This is a genomic window from Microcoleus sp. M2_D5 (genome assembly GCF_036701935.1).
Lineage (GTDB): Bacteria > Cyanobacteriota > Cyanobacteriia > Cyanobacteriales > Microcoleaceae > Microcoleus.
Window position 1 is genome coordinate 1 of sequence record NZ_JAUBRP010000039.1, and the last position, 15,226, is coordinate 15,226.

Below are 15,226 nucleotides of genomic sequence, written 5' to 3' on the forward strand. Positions count from 1 at the left end.
GGCGTCCCGCCCGTCCTTAAAAGACGGGCGGGACGCCCATCCCACAATCTTGTGGAAGTTATTTAATTCTCATTCCTAAACGATCGCATACAGCATATTCTGTGGTTCATGAAGTACACTATAGAGCTATATTGTGTGGTGTTAATCTGTAGGGTGCGGATCTGGGAGATTTTGGATAAAAGTTGCAGATTGTTTATGGCGACGCACCAACAGCGGGCTAGAAGATTGTGTGTACTACATATACATGGAATATGCTGTAACTGCTGACGCAGTAGCCAGCATTGAGAAAATCACCTGTTTCCATTCCGACTAAATAGCCTTGTTTCGCCGTTGGGATTGCTGCCCTCAGTGCTTCTTGACGATGCTGAATAAAACAGCCAAACCAAAGTAAAGTGATACATTTAAATTCTAGCCAATTCAACTGATTGAGCAAGCTGAGTGCTACTCGCCCAAAGCGATAACCTTGTTCTACTTCTGAGAAAAAACCTGCCAGCACAATCATCACCAGGGCATAGCTGTTGCGGTAGGATTCCAGACTGCAAGGTTCAAGGACTCCAGGCAGACGTAGATTTTTGGCGATGGTATACTGGTTGCGGAATTGCAGCAGTTCGCTGAAACTGGGATAGTCTCGATTTAATAGTTTAATGACAGCGGGAAGCCGATCGATTTCTCGAATAGCTCGATAAACCAGGGTTTTAGAACCACTGTACAGTTGCTCGATCAGACGGTATCCGGCAATTGGACTGATTAAATCTATACCTGAATTCATTTTGGCTCTCGTCATCTCAAATATTGACTGCTAAAAATTAAGGTGCGCCTCTATGTGTAAGGGTTAAAGGGGCGATCGCATAATTAACTTCATCCGTTTGTAGGCAATAAAATTGTAAACTCCGTCCCTTCTCCCAATACAGAATTTACCTCGATTGTACCGCCGTGTTTCTCAACTACAATTTGCCGTGCGATCGCCAATCCTAACCCCGTGCCTTTACCCACACCTTTAGTTGTAAATAAGTGGTCAAAAATATGACATTTTATCTCATCTGCTATGCCTGTTCCGTTGTCATAAATGCGAATACTCACCCACTTAGAAGACTGTCTTTCTGTCCGAATCGTGATGCAATGGGCTGGGGTTTTAATCCGATCTAAACTCGGTTCCCGATTTGATTCTTCCAGTGCATCAATGGCATTTGCCAAGATATTCATAAACACCTGATTGAGTTGTCCGGGGAAGCAATCGACAGAGGGCAAGTTCCCGTACTCTTTCACAACTTCAATCGCTGGACGCTGTTCGTTCGCTTTCAATCTGTGTTTGAGAATCAAAATCGTACTGTTAATTCCGTCATGAATATTGAAAGAAACCTTGTAATCTTTGTCTGTTCGGGAGAAGGTACGAAGACTGGTGCTGATACCTTGAATGCGATCGCACCCGACTTGCATAGAATGCAACATTTTTGGTAAATCTTCTAAAAGATATTCGATATCGAGCTCTTCAGCTTTTTCTTCAATCTCCTCACCGGGACTCGGAAATTTTTCTTGATATAGTTGCAAGTATTCTGTAATATCTTTGACGGCGGCGATCGCTTCATGAATATTGCCAGAAATAAATCCCACGGGATTATTAATTTCATGGGCAACCCCGGCCACTAAATTGCCCAAAGCCGACATTTTTTCGCTCTGCACTAATTGCAGTTGTGATTGTTCAACCTGGTGGGCGTAGTCTTGCGCTTGCTGATACAATCGTGCATTTTCTAGGGAAATGGCAGCCTGAGTGCAGAGGAAGTTGAGGATGAGGAGACGATCGCGAGTAAACACTCCCTTCGTCGAGCTATGTTCGAGATAAAGTATCGCAACTAAGTTCCCGCGATCGAGAATCGGAGTACATAGCATACTCTCAGGTTGCTCCTGGAACGTATAATCATTCATTAAACCCGGAATATCGGTCTTGCCACCTTCAATAAGCACAGTTTCCAGGGTGTGTTTGACATAATAAACCAGTTTAAGCGGAATCACCGCCGAGCCATCTATAGGTTGAGTTTGCAGTAAGGTTGTGGGTAACTCATTATCTGAATTGATCTGAGTTATAGCCCGGATTTGCCATTCATCCTGATGGGGGAGTAGCAAAGCACAAGTTTCTGCCCCAGAAGTTTTCAAAATAATTTGGTTGAGGGTGTCGAGTAATTCATCAAGCTGAATTTTACTGGATAAAGCTTGAGCAGCTTGCACAATAGAAGCGAAATCAAGGGCATCGGAAATACTCGTGCTGCTCGTGCTGGAAGTGTGTAAAGACTTGCTAATCGTTGCTAGCGTCTCTAGGGGATTAAAGCGAAGTGTGGGCTGATTCAGGATAGGCTGAAGTAATTGGGGATAGCGTTGTTCTAGGTCTTCAACTTTGGCTTTAGCTCCCCAACGGGCATAACAGTAATATGCCTCCTGCATATAGCTTGCAGCAACTTTTTCTTTGCCCCAGTCAAGGTAGAATTTGGCAGCTAATTCGTTGGCTAACGCTTCTTCTTGGAGATATTTGTTTTCTTTTGCTCCTGCAATAGCAAGGTCATAACAGTCAATTGCTTCAGCTTTATTGCCGAAAACGCGATGTTTTTCTCCGTCAATCAGATCGAGCTTATGTTGGTAATTTGCAGGCGCATAATGTGCCCATTTACGTATTTTCTCTACGTTAGCTCTAATTTTTTCAATAAGGCTGTTGCTTTCAGATTCCGATGCCCCTCCTAATACGGCTAGTTGAGTAAGGGAATCGTAAAAATAAAATACTCCCACTACAAAATTAGCTGTAACCCCTCTTAAATATACTTCTGCTGTTGCCGCATTCTCAACTGCTTCAAAAAACTGCTCAAACAAGTAGCAAAGAATTAGTTTATTAAAGTAAACGTAGAAAATAGCAGTTGCATCATTGGCTTGCTGGTGTAGTGGCAGCATGGTTTGCTCGTCATAGACATTCCCAATTAATCTGGATGGCTGTTCGGCCCACTCGCTCAAATTTAAGATAGCTTGATGTAGAATCTGATTAAAATTCAAGGCATTTTTCTGCTTAATCTGAGCTAATGCTGCGTTGTAGCTGGTAATTTCCCGTTCCAGCACTGACAATTCATTGCCACCCAAGTAGGCATGGTAAGCATAAATGTAGGTAGACAGTGCGGCAAATTCTAAATCTCCTGTTTCCAGCCCAATTTCATAAGCTGATTGCAATGGTTCTAAGGTTTTTTGCACGGGTTCTTGCCAATGCCGGACATTCGCATTTGCTACAAAAATAGTTCTGGCTTTAATATCTTTAGCGTTAAGCCGATCGAGCAAGCTTAAAGCCAGTTGACCGAATTGATAGCCTGTCTCAATGTCTCCCACAACGCCACAAAGAATTAGACCAAAGTAGCCGTAACTCGGAGCTGAGACTGCGGTATTGCCATATTGAATTGATAAGTTTACCTGTTGTGACACGACTAACGGCAGCAACAACGGTGCAGCTTGGTAGGCACAAGGAGCCAAACTGCTAAGAATCTGCATGGTTGCCTGTTTGAATGGATCGGTCATTTCTGGCAATGCAATCAAGTCGATGGGAGACCTACCAGCCAAAGCAGACAGGGTTGCTTCTAATTTGATTTGGACATCAGATAGTTGCGGATCTTCAGGAAACTCTAACCCCAACAATTGCAAAACTTGCAGCCCGGTTTGTATGGCTTCTAGCAGCCGATTATGAGCTAGACAAGCCTGCATTTTGATATTGTAGATTTCGATCGTTTCTAATAGGGTTGAAGATTGCTGTAAAACTACTTCAATCCACCGATCCATCAGTGCAAAATTACTGCTAAGATAGGCTGCTTCTACTGCTTCTTCATATATCGCCAGGGTTAGATTGTACTGACTGTTCCAGCTATCAGTTGCCAACAGTTTAATACCTGTCTTTAGATAGTTCAATGCAGCTACATGGGCAGTAGAGGCTTTCGCTTTCTGTCCTGCCAGTAGATTCAATTGGGCGAGTTCATATCGCTCAGATTGCTGATTGATTAACCCGACACCCATATTCAGTTGATTTACAATTTCAAATATCTGGTTGTTCCTTTCTTCCGTCGAATATTTTTTCAACAAAAGTTGTCCGATCTTGAGATGGGTTGCTTCTTTGCGTTCCGTAGGAATTAGAGAATAAGCAGCTTGCTGGACGCGATCGTGCAAGAAGCGATAAGCAACCGTTTGAGAAATCGCTTCAGAAATAGTCTGTTCTATTCCTACATAAAACTTATAAACTTCACTTTGGGGCAAAACCAAACCTTCTTGTAAAGCTTTCCACAATGCGGTTGCGCTTTCCGTCTCTGAACTCTCTGACACAATTGCCAATGTTGCTAAGTCAAACTGGTTGCCAATGCAAGCGGCTAATTTTAAAACGGACTGGGTTTCTCTGGGCAATCTCTGCAACTGCTGCGCCATAAATTCCACTACATTATCGGTCAGTGCTGCCTCTCTAATTTTACTGATATCGCACTGCCAATGTCCCGATTCGATATCAAAAGTAATCAATTCATCCTGATGCAATGCTTTGAGAAACTGCGTTGCAAAAAATGGGTTTCCTTTAGTTTTTTGATAGACAAGTTCTGTCAGCGGTTGTGCCAAATTAAAAGAACAAACTAGCGTATCCGCTACCAATTGATTCAAACTAATTTGGTTGAGCGGTGCTAATGTAATGGTGTTGACTGTTGTTCCTGCTTTACTAACTTCATCTAATGTCAACATCAGGGTATGGGTTGATGATACTTCATTATCCCGATAGGCTCCCAGCAGCAACAAATAACCCAATTGCGACTCATTGACGAGCAATTGGATTAACTTCAGCGATGCCGAATCCGCCCATTGTAAGTCATCCAAAAACATCACCAATGGATGCTCTTTTGTGGTGAAGACAGCAATAAATTTCTGGAAGAGCAAATTAAATAGATTTTGAGCAGCAATCCCCGATAATTCAGGGCTTAGGGGTTGTGTTCCAATAATCCGTTCTAGTTCGGGAATGACTTCAATAATGACTTGTCCGTTGTCACCAAGAGCTTGGAGAATTTTAGTTTTCCATTCTTTGAGTTTGGCATCACTTTCACTCAGCAATTGTGCCATAAAATCGCGGAATGCCTGGACGAATGCCGAGAAGGGAATGTTGCGGCTAAACTGATCGAATTTGCCTTTGATGAAATAGCCGCGCTGCCGGACAATCGGTTTATGTACCTCGTTGACGACAGCCGTTTTACCAATCCCGGAGAACCCCGCGACCATCATCAATTCTGAGGTGCCATTTGCCACGCTATCGAAGGCATTCAACAGGGTTTGTACTTCTGTTTCTCGTCCGTACAGTTTGTCAGAAATCAGGAAGCGATCGCATATATCCCGCATTCCTAACTCAAATGTTTCAATTTTTCCAGTTGATTGGCACTGCTGCAAACACCTTTCTAAGTCGTGTTTCAATCCCTTGGCACTTTGATAGCGTTTTTCGGCATTTTTTGCCATCAGCTTCATCACAATATCCGACACTACCTGCGGGATTTCTTGGCTGTTGATTGCAGGAGGTTGTTTGGCAATATGGCAGTGAACCAACTCCATAGGGTCGTCACATTCAAACGGCAGTTTTCCTGTCAGCAGTTCGTACAAGGTAACTCCCAGAGAATAAAAGTCGGTGCGGTAGTCGATGCCTCGGTTCATGCGCCCGGTTTGTTCGGGAGAAATATAGGCGAGGGTTCCTTCTAAAACGTTGGGATTTTGAATTTCTTGAGTTTCTCTCGACAGTAGGGAGGCGATGCTAAAGTCAATCAGTTTGACTTGTTTAGTTTCGGGATGTATGAGGATGTTAGCTGGCTTAATGTCTTTGTGGATGACTCGGTTTCGGTATAGTCCGTCAAGGATGTCAGTTATTTGAATGGCAATTTCCAATACTTCTGCTAGAGTCAGCTTGCGTTCTTGGGCGTAATCTCGCAGAGAAATACCGCCAAAATCCTCCATTACTAGGGCATAGCTGTGGCGATAGGATTCCAAATTGTAGGGTTCAACGACTCCGGGCAGACGTAGGTTTTTGGCTATGGTGTACTGGTTTCGGAATTGCAGCAGTTCGCTGAAGCTGGGATAGTCTCGATTTAATAGTTTAATCACAACCGGAAGCCGATCTGTTTCTCGGATGGCTCGATAAACTAGGTTCCTCGAACCGCAGTATAATTGCTCACCCAGATGATATCCCGAAATTCGGTTCGTTAAATCCACTACTGCATTCATCTGGATTACTCCATCTCAGACATTGACTCTTGCCACTAAGTATACACTTTTATTCGTCAAGTATGACGAAAATAGAACTGCGTGCGAAATCCCCAGCAGACCAACTCTACCGCTTTTATTTTTTTCTATTTTGAGGAGAAAGATGGCGATCTATCAAGATATTCTTATCCTTTCATCGGCAATAAAATTGTAAACTCCGTTCCTTCTCCCAATACAGAATTTACCTCGATTGTACCGCCGTGTTTTTCAACTACAATCTGCCGTGCGATCGCCAATCCCAACCCCGTCCCTTTCCCTACTTCCTTGGTAGTAAATAACTCATCAAAAATCTTCACTCGCACTGCCTCAGTCATGCCAACACCGTTATCTTTAATCCGAATAATCGCTTGTTTTATGTCCGCATATAATTCGGTTTTAATCGTAATTTGATTGGCGATATTTTGATAACTCATTCCTTGATTTGATTCATCCAAAGCATCGATCGCATTTGCCAACAGATTCATAAACACCTGATTCAACTGTCCGGGGTAGCACTCCAATTGAGGTAAATCGCCATAGTCCTTGATGACGGCAATTTCAGGGCGAGATTCGTTAGCCTTGAGGCGGTGTTTGAGAATCATCAAGGTACTATCAATACCATCGTGGATATTGTAAGCTACGGGATAATCTGTATCGGCGCGGGAGAAGGTTCGCAAGCTGGTACTGATGCCTTTAATGCGATCGCACCCCAGTTTCATCGAGTCAATCATTTTAGGCAAATCTTCGATGATATAGTCTAGATCGATATCTTCGGCATGATCGGCAATGTCTGTTTCCGGGGCGCGAGATCGATATAGATTCAGATGCTCCACTAAGTCTTGCACCGTTTGCTGGGTTTCATGCAGATTGCCAGAAATGAAGCCAACGGGATTATTGATTTCGTGAGCAACCCCAGCCACTAAGTTACCCAATGCCGACATCTTTTCACTTTGAATCATTTGCAATTGGGTTTCCTGCAAGTTTTGCAAGGCTTGTGACAATTCCTGAGATTTTTGGGTGATGGCGACTTCGGCACGTTTGCGATCGCTAATATCCATCAAAATGCCATCCCAAACGATCGTACCGTCGGCTTGTTTAATCGGGCGAGAATCTCCCTGCACCCATTTGAGTATTCCAGAGGCCGTAAAGAACCGTCCTTGAAAATGCCACGGTGTTAAGGTTTGGGCAGAAATTGCGACAGACTCTTGAAAGCGTTCCATATCATCGGCATGAATTCTTGAGATCAAGACTTGGGCATCGTTCACAATCTCTGCCGGTGAGAGTTCATAGAGTTCGTAACAAACAGGATTGATGTAGGTAAATGATGGTTTTCCGCTCGGTGAAAGTTGAAATTGATAAATAGCACCCGGAACATTTTCTGCTAGCCGTTGAAACCGCGCTTCACTGGCTTGCACATTGGTATAGAGGCGAGCATTTTCTAAGGAAATTGCAGCTTGGGCGCACAGGAACTCGATCACCGAGATGCGCTCGCTCGTAAATACCCCGCAAGTCATTTGATTTTTCAGGTAAAGAATTCCCGCTAAATGCCCTCGATCGAGAATAGGCAAACACAGAATACTCTTGGGCTGGCGTTGGATTAGATAGTCGTCAATTACGGGTAAATCCGTTTGCAAATTGTCGATCGCAACCGCCGAGCGCGTCCGTTTGACATACTGAATCAGTTTGAGCGGAACGTCGGGACGATCGTCTAAGGGCTCTGAGCAGAGTTCTGTGGCTTCGGGAGTTGAAATAGCTCTCACCAGCCAAGTTCCATCCTGGGGCAGGACTAACACGCACCTATTGGCTCCTGAATTTTGCAGAACGATTTGGACCAGTTGCTTGACCAGTTCATCAAGTTGGATCTCACTGGAAAGGGCTTGGGCGGCTTTGAGCACAGATGCAAAATCCAGCGCATCAGAAATACTGGAGCCTGTACTCGATACTTGGGTGGATGAGTGAGTAAGAGTGGTCAGGGTTTCTAGGACATTAAAACTGGATTTGGCTTGCTGCAAGATCGGCCCTAGCAGTTGAGGATAGCGGGTCTGTAGATCGTCAACTTTGGCTAAGGCTCCCCACCGGGTGTAACAGTAATACGCCTCGATCGCGTAGGCTCCAGCGACTTTTTCTTTGCCCCAGTCGAGATAGAATTTGGCCGCGAGTTCGTTGGCTAGAGCTTCTTCTTGAAGATATTGGTTTTCCTTGGCGAGGGCGATCGCGCGATCGTACAGAGCGATCGCCTCCGCTTTATTGCCCGTAACCCGACACTTTTCTGCTTCCACTAACTCAAACTTGTGTAAATGATTCATTGGCGCACTATCAGCCCACTTTTGCATTTTCTGCTGATTTTCCGTGACTTTAGCAAGCATATTTTCTTGCTCCGACCTTGTGGCATCAGCACACACAGCCAACCGTGTCAAAGAATCATAAAAATAGAACACAGGAATGAAAAATAAAGCGGTCATTGCCTCTAAATACTTTTCGGCAAAGTTAGCACTTGCAATTGCCTGTGAGTAATCTCCAAACAAATAATATAAAATCATTTTATGACAATGAAAGTAGCAAATCCCATTCGCATCTTGAGTAGCTTCCGGCTTTTCTAATTTCACCCTATTTTCCGTCCTACTTTGAGATTTATTCGGGTAACTCTTGAGCTGGTTAACTACCTGTTGAACTACCTGATAATAATTTACCAATGTGTTATTTTTTATTTTTTTTACACCTGCCATGAATAACGTAATATCTTGTTCTACGTTGGATAGTTCTTCACCACTAAAATACAAATAAACTGTCTTTTTGAATGCAGAATATCCGGCAAATTCTAAATCTCCGATTTCCAGCCCAATCAAATAAGAATCTTGCAAAGGTTGTATAGTTGTTCTGAGATGATTCTGCCAATGTTGAATGAAACAATTAACAATTACATAAATTTTAGATTGCAGCTCTTTAGCATTTAACTTGTGCAATAAATTTAAAGCTACATGACCAAATTGATAGCCTAATGCCATGTCTCCCACTACGCCGCAGAGAATTAGACCGTAAGCAGCATAGGAATAGGTAGATGCCGCAGTATTGCCGTATTTCACTGATAAATTAACCTGCTGAAATACAATCAAAAGGTATAGTGGAGGAGCCGCTATATAGCTGACAGCAGATATATTCAACAAGATTTGCATAGCGGCTAACTTGTCAGGGTCAGTCATGAGAGGCAAATCTACAACTTCTGTCACTTTGATATCGTTCCACAATAACTGTGTTTTTTGTAATCCGTCGATAATGTCTGATTGATTTGGTTGTTCGGGAAATTTTATTCCTAATAAACCTAAAACTTTGAGTCCTAATTCAATAGCTTCTATGAGTTTATTTTGAGCGATCAAAACTTGAATTTTTATTTCATAAATCTTGATTCGATCTAATAGTATACTTGTGAATTCTAAGACTATTTCAGCTAGTTTTTCCACTTGCTCAAATTCAGTGTTGAGATATGCGGCTTGTGTAGCTGCAACATACAATTCCAAAGTCAGTTGATACTGAGTGTGCCAACTATTTACTGCCAGCAGTTCTATCCCTGTACTTAAATATTGGATAGCAGCAGCATAAGCTGTGGCAGCCTGAGCTTTGCGCCCCGCCATCAGATTTAATTGTGCCAATTCTTCGGCTTTCAAATCTCGACCGATCGCTATTTTGCCTGCATTGAGGTGAGCAACTATTTCAAATAGCCGTTCTTCTCGTTCAGAATCTGAGGAATTATCTAATAATAATTTCCCAATATTGTAATGGGTGGCTTGTTTCTCCTGTTCGGAAATCAAAGAATAAGCAGCTTGTTGAATGCGATCGTGCAAAAACCGATAAATCGGATTAGCCGCCGCATCATCCGCCAAGGCACTGTCAGATTGCATAAAGAACTTATAGATTTCCGTATTCGGAATAATCAAACTTTCTTGTAATGCTTTCCACAAATCAGCCGCCGTTGCTTCTAGGGATTTTTCGGAAACAATCGCCAATGTCTGCAAATCAAACTGCGCTCCAATACAAGCCGCCAACTTCAACACATCCTGAGTTTGTGCCGGCAACTTCTGCAATTGCATTGCCATAAACTCCACCACATCATCAGTAATTGCCAAGGCTTTTACCTGAGTAATATTACACTGCCACCCCCTTTTATTTCCCCCTTTAGTAAGGGGCGAGTGAGCGGGGTTAAAATTAATCTGTCCATCTTCATACAATGCCTTGAGAAATTGAGTCGCAAAGAAGGGATTGCCCTTGGTTTTTTGGTACACCAATTCTGTCAAAGGTTGAGCAAAAGTGCGATCGCAATTCAGCGTATCCGCCACCAACTGATTCATATCCGCTAGACTCAACGGTTGCAGCGTAATCGTATTCACCGCAGCCTTAGTTTTGACAATCTCATCCACTGTCAAGATAAACGGATGCACGCGCGAAACTTCATTATCCCGATACGCACCCAAGATTAATAAATGTCCTGTCTCTGCCATCAACAATTGCAGCAACTTCAACGATGCGGAATCCGCCCACTGCAAATCATCCAAAAACATCACTAACGGATGTTCGGCTGCGGTAAATACTTGCACAAACTTCTGCATCAGCAGATTGAAACGATTTTGGGCTGCACTCCCCGATAGTTCCGCAGCCGCAGGCTGTTTGCCGATAATTAGTTCTAACTCAGGAATCACATCAATCAAGACTTGTCCGCTGTCTCCAACTGCTGTCAGAATCTTAGTTTTCCAGATTTGTAACCCCGCATCCGATTCTGATAGCAACTGCCCGATTAAATCTCGGAAAGCTTGCACGAATGCTGAAAAGGGAATATTGCGCCCAAATTGGTCGTATTTCCCCTTGATAAAATAGCCTCGCTGCCGCACAATTGGCTTGTGAACTTCATTCACTACTGCTGTTTTACCGATACCAGAGAAGCCGGCCACGAGCATCATTTCACTGCCGGATAAATGCGACTCCCCCCCGCCCAGGGCCCCCACGGGGGCACCGCCCCTACAAAGGGGGGAGTCTTCAGAAGCCTCATTTATTAAGGGGAGTTGGGGGCATCTTCCTGATGCAACTCTTTCAAATGCAGCTAATAGTTGAGCAACTTCTGTTTCTCTGCCGTAGAGTTTTTCGGGAATTAGAAATCGGTCTGTAATATCCCGCTTTCCTAGTTCAAAATCTGCTATTTTTCCTGTTGCTTGTAATTGAGTTAGACAATTCTCTAAATCGTGCTTCAGTCCCAAAGCACTTTGATAGCGTTTTTCGGCATTCTTCGCCATCAATTTACTGACAATTCCTGATAAAGCTAGCGGAATTTCTGGATTTATTTGATGGATGGGTATTGACTGTTTGGCTAGATGACAATGCACCAATTCCATCGGGTCATCTGACACGAAGGGTAACTGTCCTGTCAACAATTCATAAAAAGTCACACCCAAAGAATAAAAATCACTGCGGTAGTCAATGCCGCGATTCATTCTCCCAGTTTGTTCCGGTGAAAGATAGGCTAATGTACCTTCGAGCACGTTGGGATTCTGAATCTCTTGGGTTTCTCTGGGTAAGAGGGAAGAAATACTAAAATCAATTAGTTTAATTTGTTTTGTTTGTGGATGAATTAAAATATTGGCGGGTTTGATGTCTTTGTGAATTACTCGGTTTTGGGAGAGATAGTCGAGAATGTCACACAGTTGCAGAGCTAGATTTAAAAATTCTGTTAAAGATAAAGATTTAGAGGGTTGCTTTTCATCTGTTGCTGCTGTTTTGAGATAAGTAGATAGGGAAATGCCTCCAAAGTCTTCCATGACTAGGGCATAGCTATTGTGGTATGCTTCTAGACTTAGGGGTTTGATAATGGTGGGGAAGTCGAGATTTTTGGCTGTGGTGTATTGGTTGCGAAACCCCACGAGTTCGTGGAAGTTGGGGTATTCGTTCCGCAGCAGTTTGATGACGACTGGGTATTGGTCGCTGGTACGGATTGCTCGATAGACTAGGGTGCGTGTACCTGCGTAAACTTGCTCTGCAATCTGATAACCTGACAAATTTACGATCGCCTCCATAGCTCGTTACTCCTGTATTAGACAACAGTTAAATTAGAACATTTCATTCCATTTTATTTGATTATTTGACAGGGATAGTGATCTAAAACACGGTTACGTAAGTCTAGATGGTATTAAAAAAACAATAATCTGTAATTTTTAACCGCAAATGTACGCAGATATAGAGTCGGTCTTATCTGCGTACATTTGCGTATATTTGCGTATATTGGCCTACATCTGCGGTTGTATTATGCTTTATTCCCCGTAGTGGCCGCCGACAACCTTACCCCGAAACACAACATAATTGTAGATGTTGTAAAAAATCATAATCGGGATCAGAAAGCCGATGAACACAATCATAAATACCATGGCGCTGGGCGAAGCAGCGGCTTGGTAAATCGTGATTTTTGAGGGAATAATGTATGGAAAAACAATCAATCCCAATCCGATAAAAGTCAGCAAAAAAATTAGAATCGTCCAGATAAACGGCGTGCGTTCTTCTTTACTGGCGAGACTTTTCAGCAGCATTCCCACCAACAGCACTCCCAACAAAGGAATGGCGGCAAAGACATAAACTAGCGGTTTCTCAAACAACCTGGATCTAGCACTTTCGTAAAAAATCGGAGTGGCGATGGTAATTAAAACTGCTCCGATTAAAGTTGTCACTGCCGCAATTTTAGCCGTGCGGTAGTGATTTGTTTGCAGTTCGCCCTCCGTTTTCATAATTAGATAGGTTGAACCGATCAAAACATAGCCTTGAATCAGCGTCAAAGCAACCAAGATCGATCGCCAATCCAGCCAGTCCCAAGTAGTCCCCACAAAGTGACCGGCTTCATCAACCGCAATGCCTTCGAGCACCGCACCGAGAGCAAATCCTTGAGCTAAAGCTGCTAAAAAACTGCCAGCACCAAAGGCATAATTCCAGAGTAATTTGCGCTTAGAATGCTCGCGAAACTCAAAGGCGACAGCCCGAAATATCAAACCAAAAAGCATCATGCAAATTGGTATGTACAGCGCTGTCAAAATCGTGCCGTAAGCGAGAGGAAATGCGCCAAATAAAGCGCCTCCCATCAACACCAGCCAAGTTTCGTTCGCATCCCAAACGTTGCCCAAACTCGTCATTAAAATGCCCCGCCGTTCCTCGTCGGAAGCAGTCAGAGACAGGATGCCTACTCCTAAGTCAAAACCGTCTAGCATGACATACAGCAGGAGAAACAAAGCCAAAACTACAAACCAAACTTGCGGGAGAAAATGCTCCAAAGCTTGCATACAATCTCCTATTGTTGTGCTTCTACGGGACGTTGATCGGGAATGTGTTCTGCGGGTTGACTTTCGATTGCAGGTTCATTGTCTAAACCTGGCACAGGCAGACTTAAATTAGGCCCTTGGCGGATAATTCTGCTGCCAAAATACAAGGCACAAACAAACAAAAAGCTGTAAACAACGGCAAAGAAACTGAGAGAAGTTAAAACATTGCTGGCGGGGATGTTTGACACCGCGTCAGCAGTGCGAATTTGCCCGTATAAAGCCCACGGTTGCCTGCCGACACAGCGCACAATCCAACCCGACTCTACAGCAATATATCCCAGCGGCGCTGCTAATACCCAAGCGCGCATCAGCCAAGGTTGACTGCTAATATTTTCAGCAGAAAGTTTGCCCCGCATCCACTGAATTATACTGAACAGCATCAATCCTACAAAAAAGAATCCAATGCCGGACATGATGCGGAAACAATAGTAGATTAAACCCACCATCCGGGGTCTATTTTCTGGCGGCCATTCTTTCAATCCGAGTACGGGTTCGGAGAGTTTTTGTTTGAATTCCAGAATGTATCCTAAGCCATTGGGAATGCTAATTTCCCAGTCATTCTTTTGGGCTTTTTCATTAGGCAAAGCTAGCAAAGTCCAATCTGCTGACTCTCCCGCTGGTGAAGTTTCCCACTTAGCTTCGATTGCTGCTAATTTAGTGGGTTGGTAGTGATAAACTTGTTCGGCGCTCAAATGTCCGATGTATATCTGCAAAGGTGCAACGGCGATGGCGGTGGCTATGGCAATTTTTAAAGACTTGGAAAAAAAGGCTTGGTTGCGCTGATTGAGAATGTACCAAGCACTAATGCCGCCAATGACAAATAGCGAAGTTTCTAACGTCGCAAAAAACATATGGAGAATGCTGTTTAATGCGAACGGGTTCATAATTGCTTGAAAGTAATCGCTGACAATAAACTTGCCGTTGACCATTTCTCCGCCCGCAGGAGTTTGCAGCCAAGAGTTAGCGACTAAAATCCAGACTGTTGATAGGTTAGCGCCGAAGGCTACCATGATTGTAGCGAAATAATGGACGATCGGGTGAACGCGCTCCCAACCAAACAGCATAATGCCTAAAAAGCCGGCTTCTAGCATAAATGCCATTGAAGCTTCAAAGCCTAAAATGCTGCCAAAAAAGTCACCTACTGCTTCGGAAAATGGTGCCCAATTCGTGCCAAACTGAAATTCCATCGGAATTCCTGAAGCTACTCCAATACCGAAGTTGAGGACGTAGAGTTTAGACCAAAAACGAGCGTGATGGTAGTAGTCGGGATTGCGAGTTTTCAGCCACATTCCTTCAACAATTACCAGATAAATTCCCATTCCTGTAGTCAGAACTGGCCACAGCATATGGAATATGGCGGTTAGCGCAAATTGCATCCGCGATAGCGCCACGGTGTTAGATAAGATATCCATCGTTATATCCTTTGCTCAGTTCAAGAGAGGTTAGCTTGCACAAATTCCATAATGGACACTGGTTATAATGTAGTGTAAAAATTTATGACATTTTGTAGACTTGGCAACTTTTAAGGTTTTATACAGATTTCGGTTGTATTTTTTTGTATGTTAAAATAGGTAGATTCTGCTTTGTCGTTGGGTGGGGGCGGGTTTAGGAGA

Annotated in this window: 4 protein-coding genes and 1 pseudogene; all 5 read right to left on the reverse strand. The window is 43.5% G+C overall.

All coding sequences use genetic code 11. The features are described 5' to 3' along the window. Window positions 1-499: 499 nt before the first annotated feature. Window positions 500-769 (reverse strand): annotated as a pseudogene (locus QUA50_RS29280) (serine/threonine protein kinase); the annotation flags it as partial. Window positions 770-858: 89 nt separating this feature from the next. After that, window positions 859-6,252, reverse strand: a complete 5,394-nt coding sequence (locus QUA50_RS17230; RefSeq protein ID WP_333265264.1) for an AAA family ATPase — start codon at window positions 6,250-6,252, stop codon at window positions 859-861. Window positions 6,253-6,416: 164 nt separating this feature from the next. After that, the gene (locus QUA50_RS17235; RefSeq protein ID WP_333265263.1) at window positions 6,417-12,326 is read right to left on the reverse strand and encodes an AAA family ATPase; all 5,910 of its coding nucleotides are present in this window, start codon (window positions 12,324-12,326) and stop codon (window positions 6,417-6,419) included. 234 nt (window positions 12,327-12,560) lie between these two features. Further along, window positions 12,561-13,574, reverse strand: a complete 1,014-nt coding sequence (gene cydB / locus QUA50_RS17240) for a cytochrome d ubiquinol oxidase subunit II (RefSeq protein WP_333265262.1) — start codon at window positions 13,572-13,574, stop codon at window positions 12,561-12,563. 8 nt (window positions 13,575-13,582) lie between these two features. Continuing rightward, on the reverse strand, window positions 13,583-15,025 hold the full coding sequence (locus QUA50_RS17245) for a cytochrome ubiquinol oxidase subunit I (protein WP_333265261.1): 1,443 nt from the start codon (window positions 15,023-15,025) through the stop codon (window positions 13,583-13,585). Between the last annotated feature and the right edge of the window lie 201 nt (window positions 15,026-15,226).

Coding starts and splice junctions, on each gene's coding strand:
- QUA50_RS17245 (WP_333265261.1), bottom strand. CDS start 15,025: ATGGATATCTTATCTAACACCGTGGCGCTATCGCGGATGCAATTTGCG.
- QUA50_RS17235 (WP_333265263.1), bottom strand. CDS start 12,326: ATGGAGGCGATCGTAAATTTGTCAGGTTATCAGATTGCAGAGCAAGTT.
- QUA50_RS17230 (WP_333265264.1), bottom strand. CDS start 6,252: ATGAATGCAGTAGTGGATTTAACGAACCGAATTTCGGGATATCATCTG.
- cydB (WP_333265262.1), bottom strand. CDS start 13,574: ATGCAAGCTTTGGAGCATTTTCTCCCGCAAGTTTGGTTTGTAGTTTTG.